This window comes from Lacibacter luteus (genome assembly GCF_004118265.1).
In the GTDB taxonomy this organism is placed as follows: Bacteria; Bacteroidota; Bacteroidia; order Chitinophagales; family Chitinophagaceae; genus Lacibacter; species Lacibacter luteus.
The window spans coordinates 239209-248390 of record NZ_SDHW01000008.1 but is presented as its reverse complement, the minus strand read 5'-3'; the positions used below and the strand labels follow the sequence as shown (position 1 = coordinate 248390).

Below are 9182 nucleotides of genomic sequence, written 5' to 3'. Positions count from 1 at the left end.
TTTGATAAACAAAAAACAGCCAGTTCTTTAACAGCTTCAGAACATCTCTCCACCAGTTTTTGGATGATTTTTTTAGGGGGTCAATTTAAAATGGCGGAAGGGGGTTAGTTTGGGTGGTATTTACAGTTACCACGGGCAGGTCTGTATATCGTAATTGATATGCGGCTTCTCTTACTGATTCAAGAATACTACGTATATCCCTTGCCGTTGATAAAGCAATAACCAGTCTTTTTGATCCTAATTCCAATGCCTCCATAAGGGGAGTAGACGGTGTTATCTCTGATACTTCAACTGGTAGGCTTACGAACTTAGCTGTAATTGGATTGTAGCCCTTGTTTTTGAGTTTATCCAGTTCTGCCTGTATTATTTCCCGGGTTTTGCTCACCCTTTCCGGGAAATTGGTAAAGGGATTCATTCCCTTTAAAACCACCAGTTTTCCTTTCTTAAATTTCGGCTCTTGCTTAAAGCGTGGGTCATAAAACCGATAGTAAATCATCCACTCTTTTTTGATAGTGGATTTGTTCGTTTGCCAGTTTTTGGGAGTGACTTTTAGGTCTGTACAATAACAGCCAAAAGGGAGTTCAATCATGTGTAAAAAATGAGAGTGTTAACGAAAGTGTTAACTGCACCATTTTCACAATCAAGGGGTTAAAAAGAGAAAAGCCTAAATCCTCTGTAAATAAAGGACTTAGGCTTAGTACCGGAGAGCAGACTTGAACTGCCGACCTTCGGGTTATGAATCCGATGCTCTAACCAGCTGAGCTACCCCGGCTAACGGGCGGCAAAGATAGCGGTTTCCACTTTTTGAGCCAACCAATTTTTAAAGCATTTTTTTACTTTCTTAAAATCATGCGTAAAATTAGTTCCTAAGTCAAATCCATCATCGTTAAAACTGTATTCCATGTAATTTGCTTACAATTAAATATTCCTATATGGAACTAAACAGAATAGGTTCTCAAGCATCCGCAAAAGGTTCTTCAGACTGGTTTAGCGGTGCAGTACGTATTGATCTATTATTTCAACCGAATGAAGCGAGACGAGCAGCCGCAGCAAGTGTTACGTTTGAACCAGGCGCAAGAACGGCCTGGCATACACATCCCTTGGGACAAACATTAATTGTTATTGCCGGCTGTGGTTGGGCTCAAAGTGAAGGAGAGCCAATTCAGGAAATTCACCCCGGTGATGTGGTATGGTTTGCACCGGGCGAAAAACATTGGCATGGCGCTACGCTAACAACCGGCATGACGCATATTGCGATACAGGAAAATCTAAACGGGAAAGTTGTTGAGTGGATGGAACAAGTTTCAGATGAAGAATATGGGAATATAAAGTAATGCTCGACAAAACACTTCACCTCTTCAACAACATCAATACCGAACCAATCAGCGTAAACAGCATCACTACTTTTCTGTAGCTGCTGTCTTGCAGTTTTTTTACAAGTTTAATGCCCAGCAGAAAACCCAGCGCCAGTGCAGGTAACAACATTAAATCAGTAAGCAATGTGTTTTCTGTAATGTTCTTCCAGTAAAAAACCTGGAATGGAAGTTTAAATAAATTGATTACTAAAAATAACCAGGCAGCTGTTCCTATAAAATCGTTCTTGGGTAAACGCATGGCCAGGAAGTAAAGATTGGCAAATGCACCCGCAAGATTCCCCATCATGGTGGTAAAGCCTGCTGCCAAACCCGTACCTGCTGCAAACATCGGATGTTTGGGTACTGTGGTACTCTTGCGTAACTCCATAAACAACACAATGGCGATCGTTAATACAACAATGACTGCCATTAGTTGACGGAACAGCTTTTCATCCATATCCTTTCCTAAATAAACACCTAACAGAATACCAACAGCCATCCACGGAACCAGCTTCCAGAAATGATTCCATTGTGCATGCCGGTTATAATAATACACAGCTGCAATGTCGGCCGTACATAAAAGCGGTAATACAATACCTGTTGACGATTTACCCCCAAACACCAATGCCATAATGGTAACCGAAAGCATATCCACTCCTTTCAGTCCGGCTTTTCCCAATCCAATGATAAACGCCGCAAGTAATACAAGCAGCCACTGTGTAATTGAATAATGTGTAAGAATGTCCATTGCTGTAAAGAAACAGAAATTTTTATAACCATAACCAGCGCTTCATTACCTGCAAAAAAAACGGGCTATAGAAATAACCCGTGATATAATCAACATGAGAAAACTAAATAGCTTTACTTTCCATCAAGTGTGTTTTGCAACAACACTTTTAATTCAGGACTTGAAGGACGTGGAGCATCCACTGTTACAATCTTTCCTTCGGTATCAAATACCATGAAACGAGGAATACCGGTAATGTCGTAATACTTGGTGATCTCACTCCATCCGTTTGCAAACAATTGTGTTCCTCCGAGTTCATCTTTCTGTACCATGTTCTTCCATTTCTCTTTATCCTTCTCCACATCAACTGATATACTTACAAACTCAATGTTCTTTCCTGCAAATTCCCTTTCAAGATTTTTAAAATGCGGTATCTCTACTTTGCAGGGACCGCACCAGGTTGCCCACATATCGATCAAAATAACTTTGCCTTTCAGATCGGCCATGCTTACTTTTTTTCCATTGATATCTTCTACTGTAAAATTGTAAGCAACACTCCCCTTCTTAAATCCGGCAACTGATTTCAATGCACGGAAATAAGCAGACTGCATACTATCGGTTACGAGATATTGTTTAACAGGTGCAATATCTTTTTCCAATGCTTCATAGGTTTTATAGCTGAGTGCATTGGCAACATAAGCTCCTTTGATTGTATCGTTGGCAATAAGATTACAATTGGAGAGCAACCTGTTTTCTGGTTTTCCTTCAGGCCGATTCATGAGATAATGAAACGACATGTACAGGTTAATGGCTTCCACTGCATCACCTGACTGCAGGAACAAAGCACTTGGAAATTTCACCGGCTTAATGATACCGGCATAATAAGCAGGATAATCTTCTCTCTTCGGATGAACAGAATGAGGCACCAGCAAAAACTTCATTGCTGCAAATTCAATATCGGCATCAACTGAAATACGAAACAACGCATCAAATTGCGGATTGCCCGTTTTCATTTTCTTTTTGAATGCAGCATGCACAGGTATGAATGCTTCCAGTTTTGGAAAATAAGTTTTGAAACTGCTGGTATCTTTCATCCAGTTTAAAGCAGGATAGGTTACTGGATAAGATGTAGTAAACCACTGTTGCAGCAGTTTGTTTTCCTTTGATCCTTTTACAACTTCATAACCATCATCACTGATGTTTAGTTCCAGTTGATCGTTTGGTGTGAGATAGATTCTTGTAAATGAATTTCTCCGCTGATCGCTGATATAATAATAGCCTTCCTGCACTTCAGGAATAGCAAATGCAAAGTTGTTGTTTGTTACTCTTGTTGTAGCAAACTCCACTTTCTTTCCCTCAAACACAGAAAACAAAACAGCGGTACGCACATTTTCCCTGTTGATGTTTCCTTTAATAATCGTCAATGCTTCATTTGCATACAGCAGGCTGTTTATGCAAAGCAATAGAAATACTAAACTAAGTTTACGCATGTACTTGTTTTGATTTGTGAGTTAAGACGAAGAATGAACAGGGTTTACCCCACCGGTTCAATTGCTTTTCAGTTATTGATTTGCTGTCAGCATTTTTTCATAACGTTCAACCGGCATATTGTAGCGCCTGGCCTTTTCAATGGCCATATTGATGAAACGCTTATACCCTTCCATATCCTTGTTCTGGCGATAGAATGATGCAGCTGTGGTCATCATTTCCAAAGGCGCATCAGCTGTAACAGCTTTATCAGCCCACTTGCATAACAACGCAAGTGTTGTTGGATTCAGTTGCTTACGCACCAGCAGGTTGCTGTACAATGCTCCCATATAATTCATGTACAGCACAGGTTCTTCGCTGATGAACTGCAATAAGGCCATCGTATCTTTTGCAACAGCACAGTAGTAATGATTGCCCAACAGGAAACGCATGATCTTCCAATCGGCTGCAGGAAACTGCTTTGCTTTTGTTGTAAGAAAGTTTTTAAATGCTTCTTCGTTCTTTTCTTTGTTCAGCATTTTATTCAATTGATCGGTGAGGATATTGGTTGTACGGCCCAATACCAATGCATCGCCATACATGGCTTTGTAACTTGCATAATTGTTGAGCAGATACTCTTCAATTGCCGGATCGAGTTTATTTATTTTAAGCATAGCAATTGCCACCGCTTCCGACTTCCACTCTTTTTGTTCTTTGATCCATGCATTGGCAGCAGGCACATCGATCTTACGATCGGCACGGTCGTAAAACTTTTGGTAGAACACAGGATAGCTTGTACCGATGTTTGTTGAAAAGCCCGATAAAAATTCATTTCGCTTTTGTTTTTGTTTGGCTTCTGTCAGTTGCCTCATCAGCAAAGAAGGATCCTGAAACCCAACAAACATCGACAGCAGCTTGCCCGATGGATCAAGAATTAAAAATGTAGGAAAACCACTCACACCATATTTCATATTGATGGTATCGCCCAGCTTTTCTTTAAACACATCTACTTTAATGGCGACAAACGACTCCTGCAATTCGCTACTTACAAGTGTATTCGGAAACACATCTTTATCCATTTGTGCGCATGGAATACAACCGGTGAAATAACAATCAACAAACAACAGTTTCTTTTCCTGTTTTGCTTTTTGCAATGCTGCTTCCCACGATGTGGTATGTTGCAGAATCTCGTTTTCCTGTGCTGCTGCCGATAGCAGCCATGCAATAAATACAATTGAACTGAGGATCTTCTTCATGTATATTGTTTGCTGTTTACTTGTTTAATAATTTTATTTGTAACATCATTATTCATTATTGTTCCTTAGGCTTTTCAACTTAAAGTCAGCGAAGGAAATTCCATAGTGCTGATAGAACCAATCAGTGAACCCGGGATCAGGATTTTCTTTTGAAGTTTCCCGGATAACGTATTTGGCAGACTCTTTAGCCGTTTTGTTTTTGAGACCATTGCTGATAATGTACTCTGTTAAAAAGCCATCAGATGGAGCAGGTATTTCAAATCCTAAAAATTCTCCTTCAGTATTTAACAGGTGATAGGTTGGGTACGCCTCCGCAACTTTAAGAATGTCCTTTTCATAAATTTGGTACAAGGAATCGTTGATATAATAATGAGTTCCATGCTCAAGGCCATATTTTTTTATGTCACTCAGCCACTCCTTTTTCGATGCTGGCTGATTACAGATATACACAAACTCTACATTTTGCCCTTTAAACCGCTGCGTGAGCCCAGGCATTTTTTTAAATTCACTAACACAAGGAATACAGTTTTTAGTCCACATATCAACATACATAATGGACTTTGAAGAACTTTTCAGGTACACGATATTACCGGCAGTATCCAACAGCGGGATAGCAGGAAACTTCTTGCTTTTATACTTACTAAATGATTTTAGATAGCTGTTAATCTGTAACGCTTTACAAGAAGAGATAAAACTTCCTGACAGAAAAAAAAGAATGGTCAGCGTGATAAGAGAAGCAGTTGATTTTTGTGGTAGCGAAACGAGTCTAAACTGTTTTTTCATAAGTTCTGTTGATTACTTTCCAAATATTTTCTCCAGCATTACATCAATATCATCTGTAGCGCTGGCGGTAATGCGTAAGAGAATTTTTCCGTCTTTGTCTAACATGATCTTTGTAGGGAATGCAGTAACACGATATTCTTTTACAAGATCCTGTGTGGCTTTGTCTTCATTGTTGAGCACATGCACCCAATCGATCCCGTCTTTTTCTATAGCAGTTAACCATTTCTCCCGTTGCTCTTCCGCCGTTTTTGCTGTTTCTTGTGCAATAGCAATGATCTCAAAACCTTTGCTCATGTATTTTGCATACAACTCTTTTAAATGCGGGTGACTTGCACGGCAGGGGCCGCACCAGCTTCCCCAAAAATCGAGCAGCACAACCTTGCCTTTATAATTGGCAAGATCAATTTCCTTTCCGTCCTTATCTTTTTTAATGAACTGCACTGCAGGTTTACCTATAGCCGTGGGCGACAAAAATTCAATACGCTTTGCAATGCGTTTTGCCATTGCTGTTTGTTTGTATTCCTCACCAAGATTGTTGAACGCCGTTTCGTAATCAGCAGCGGTGTACAGGTTTTCCATGCGGCTCAGTAAAAACAAACTGCCGAATGCAGATGGATGTTCTTTTATGAATTGTTTTTGCGCTTCTGTTTGTTGCTTACTGTTTTTTATCCCTTCCGCCATCAGCTTATTACGAAGGCTGCTGTCGTTTGCTATTTCCGGCTTATAAAAACTGTTGAGTATTTCCCATTTTCTTATCTCCCACTTTGCAACTGTTTTGCGATAGGATAAAAACTCATCATTCTCTTTTCCTCCTTTTACCATTGCTGCAAACAATTCTTCTACAGAACCATCAATAATAATCGCTGCATCTGACACAAAAAACTCAAGCGTTGGCGCCGGGTTGCCGCTTGGTTTGCCATCAACAGAACGGGATTGCTGTGAACGGCTGCTGCTGAAACGAGCCACCACCGGTTGCAATTGCTTCTTCACTTTAAAACTGAAACGATCGTTCTCTGCCGTTGCAGAATAGTATTGTTGTTTACCATTTTCATCGGGAAAACTCAACCCAATCTTTTCATTGCCCTGCCCCTTTAGGATGCCGCTTATGACAAGACTGTCGGCTGTTTGTGCATTCAGTTGTGTAGTAATAGAAAAAAGGATCAACAGTAAACAATACTTCATTGCAAATTGATTTGTTATTGAAGACGGATAGAAAATTGTTTTTGCCCCACGCTTAAACAGAAGGTTGATGAATGGCGATATTTCGGTTTGAAAAAAGGCTCACTGCTTTAGTGAGCCTTTTACTATCAGTACACTTAGTTTTTTACGGTGCCCACTTCAATGCAATATCATTCAGTTTTGCAAAGCCGGTATATAGTTTACGATATGTATTGCCGGTAAAATCGCCTGTTGCTTCAATGGTAAACAAATACACTTTACCATTGCTGCCTTCGTTAGCTGCTACTGCAATCTGTTTGTTCTGGTACACATCGCTTCCATTTTTCAGGTTAACATGTAGTTTCATACTGGCTACTTCTGTGCCTGCAGGGAATGTAAACACAACTCTTGCCCTGCGTGCAGGAATATCGAGCAGGTACAATTGATTGCCATTTACATAATACACATGTGGCAACAGTTTACTGCTGATGAATTTTGTTGCATTAACTAATCCCGGTGCATTTGCCGCAGGAATAAAAGCTGTATCAATCGCCGGATTTGTTAATGATGGGTTCATTGTAAATGCAAACACCGAATCATCGTTGTTGTTTTTGAAAATACAATTGTATAGCTGACCTGTACCTGCTCCTGCAAACAACATCTTCTTTCCTACATTGTTTACATTAAACACAGCACTCGATGGCGGCGCAGCAAAGGGAAAAAGATCGGTAAGATTGTACTTATAAAAACGTTGTGACAATTTATCGTAAAAAACAAAACCACTGCTAGTAGTGTAAATACTGTATGGCTCAAGATCCCAGGTACCCGGAGCCTGCAGATTCAGTTTATAAGGCGCAGGCACCATCGTTGTCATACCAAACGGATAACCGTTATTCAGCATCACTTCATTAGAGCTTCCTTCTATAAAATACTCCTGCGGTTTTTTTATAGAAGGTGGTCCCCAGAACTGATCGTTAAATGAACCTACTTTCAAAAAATCAACAAAGTAAGGCTGTGTAAATTCATTGGGCGAAAGCACATATACTTTCTGCACACCCAAACGATCTCTTACAACAGTTACACGATGTGAACCTACCGGTAAAAAATGATTTTTGTTAGCAGACGAATAAATGGCACGAAAGATCGCATCGTTAGGAGCAATCATTGAAAGATCACAAGCCCCACCTTCTTCTTCAATCACCAACCAGCCTTCATTGAACTTACCAACAATGTTGATGGTAAACGATTTCAGATAACTGATACCGGATGCCTTGTCTTTCATAAAATAATCCAACTTGTAGGTGCCCGGAGTTTGTGTGATCTGGGCTTTCAGATTTTTGGTTGTAGCAAGTGCCCAGCGTGTAATCGGCGCTCCAATATTCTGGTATAGCACCCATTCATAATCATACCCGCCTGTTGATGGTATTGTTTCGGTAATCGTTGTATTGATGGTTAATGTATCCTGTAACAATACCGATACTGCACCGGTAACATCTGCTTCGATTGTTACTTTGTTGAGTTCTTTGTAATCATAGTTGCCTTTATCTTTATAACAACCCGTAACTACAACTGCCGTAAGCAGTATTGTAAAGAGTTGATGGATCAATGCTTTTTTCATCGTACACATTTGGTTGGTATAGAAATTAGTTAAGGTTTCGTTTTGCTATTTAGTTCGGGAATGTTACCACTCCACCATTCTCATCTATCAGCGGCCCATTTGCCGCTACATATTCCGTTAGTTTACTTTTAAGGAATGCTTTGTAGTAAGTAATTTCTCCAAACGACATTAATGGTGCTGCTCCTATTGCAAACTCAGTAATGCCCGTCATATCAATTATGAATCTGAATTTCACCTGGCTGTACGCACCGAAATAAGTATTCAACTGCGCATCCCAGTTGGATGGCTTGGTCAGGAAATCATTCATGCGGATAAAATAGCGGAGAGATGCGCCTGCAAAATTTCCAGCCACTGCTGAATTAGGAACACCCGGTTTAAAATCTTTCGATTCTGCTACTTTAACTGTTAAGGTGAAACCTTGTGTTTTCATATCAGCAGTACGGTTGATCACTATCGGCAGATCGGCGTTGTATGCACCTGCTTTGATCACATACGGAAGAAACTTATAGTGAACTCCGGCTACAGCTGTTGTTGCAGTATCAATTGCTTCCAGCTTCACTTCACGGTCGTAATTTTTTGCAAGCCCCATGATGCGTACCGATACTTTCACGGTATCTACCAGCAAACTGTTCGACTTTACAGCAAAGGAGCAAAGAGCACTGTCTTTTTTAGCATTGTAAGCTTCTTTGTAGATGTAGATCATATCAGCAAGCTCATATTTCGTCAGCTCACTTTTTTTGCAGGCTGATGCTGCTGCTAAAATGATGATGATCAAAAACAAGGATTGTATATTCTTCAACATGCGTTGTTGGTTTTGG

At 40.2% G+C, this 9182-nt stretch carries 10 protein-coding genes and 1 tRNA gene; 1 reads left to right on the top strand and 10 read right to left on the bottom strand.

All coding sequences use genetic code 11. The features are described from left to right. Nucleotides 1-85: 85 nt before the first annotated feature. The 3 genes from ESA94_RS20320 to ESA94_RS21770 all read right to left on the bottom strand — a co-directional run bounded on the left by ESA94_RS20320 (nt 86) and on the right by ESA94_RS21770 (nt 903). Nucleotides 86-589, bottom strand: a complete 504-nt coding sequence (locus ESA94_RS20320; RefSeq protein WP_129132788.1) for a hypothetical protein — start codon at nt 587-589, stop codon at nt 86-88. Between the two features lie 109 nt (nt 590-698). Continuing rightward, nucleotides 699-772, bottom strand: a tRNA-Met gene (locus ESA94_RS20315). Beyond that, the gene (locus ESA94_RS21770) at nt 772-903 is read right to left on the bottom strand and encodes a hypothetical protein (protein ID WP_262708042.1); all 132 of its coding nucleotides are present in this window, start codon (nt 901-903) and stop codon (nt 772-774) included. The genes ESA94_RS20315 and ESA94_RS21770 overlap by 1 nt, the downstream gene beginning before the upstream one ends. A 29-nt stretch (nt 904-932) precedes the next feature. Here ESA94_RS21770 and ESA94_RS20310 point away from each other — a divergent pair, with 29 nt between their 5' ends. Continuing rightward, nucleotides 933-1334: a (R)-mandelonitrile lyase gene (locus ESA94_RS20310; RefSeq protein ID WP_129132787.1), complete on the top strand. Its 402-nt coding sequence runs from the start codon at nt 933-935 to the stop codon at nt 1332-1334. A 16-nt stretch (nt 1335-1350) separates the two neighbouring features. On the opposite strand, the gene ESA94_RS20305 is transcribed toward ESA94_RS20310, so the two are convergent. The 7 genes from ESA94_RS20305 to ESA94_RS20275 form a co-directional block, all read right to left on the bottom strand. Continuing rightward, nucleotides 1351-2103 carry a sulfite exporter TauE/SafE family protein gene (locus tag ESA94_RS20305; RefSeq protein WP_129132786.1) on the bottom strand — a complete coding sequence of 251 codons (753 nt, stop codon included), beginning with the start codon at nt 2101-2103 and terminating at the stop codon, nt 1351-1353. 113 nt (nt 2104-2216) lie between these two features. Further along, on the bottom strand, nt 2217-3572 hold the full coding sequence (locus tag ESA94_RS20300; protein ID WP_129132785.1) for a TlpA disulfide reductase family protein: 1356 nt from the start codon (nt 3570-3572) through the stop codon (nt 2217-2219). 72 nt (nt 3573-3644) lie between these two features. Continuing rightward, entirely contained in the window at nt 3645-4805 is a 1161-nt protein-coding gene (locus tag ESA94_RS20295) for a thioredoxin family protein (protein WP_129132784.1), read from the bottom strand. Between the two features lie 48 nt (nt 4806-4853). Beyond that, nucleotides 4854-5588, bottom strand: coding sequence for a TlpA family protein disulfide reductase (locus ESA94_RS20290; protein WP_129132783.1), 735 nt, complete (start codon nt 5586-5588; stop codon nt 4854-4856). Between the two features lie 12 nt (nt 5589-5600). Beyond that, nucleotides 5601-6770, bottom strand: coding sequence for a TlpA family protein disulfide reductase (locus tag ESA94_RS20285; RefSeq protein ID WP_129132782.1), 1170 nt, complete (start codon nt 6768-6770; stop codon nt 5601-5603). 142 nt (nt 6771-6912) lie between these two features. Beyond that, complete coding sequence (locus ESA94_RS20280; RefSeq protein ID WP_164972811.1) at nt 6913-8364, bottom strand: PKD-like family lipoprotein; 1452 nt, start codon at nt 8362-8364, stop codon at nt 6913-6915. Between the two features lie 49 nt (nt 8365-8413). Beyond that, nucleotides 8414-9166 carry a DUF4843 domain-containing protein gene (locus tag ESA94_RS20275; protein WP_129132780.1) on the bottom strand — a complete coding sequence of 251 codons (753 nt, stop codon included), beginning with the start codon at nt 9164-9166 and terminating at the stop codon, nt 8414-8416. Between the last annotated feature and the right edge of the window lie 16 nt (nt 9167-9182).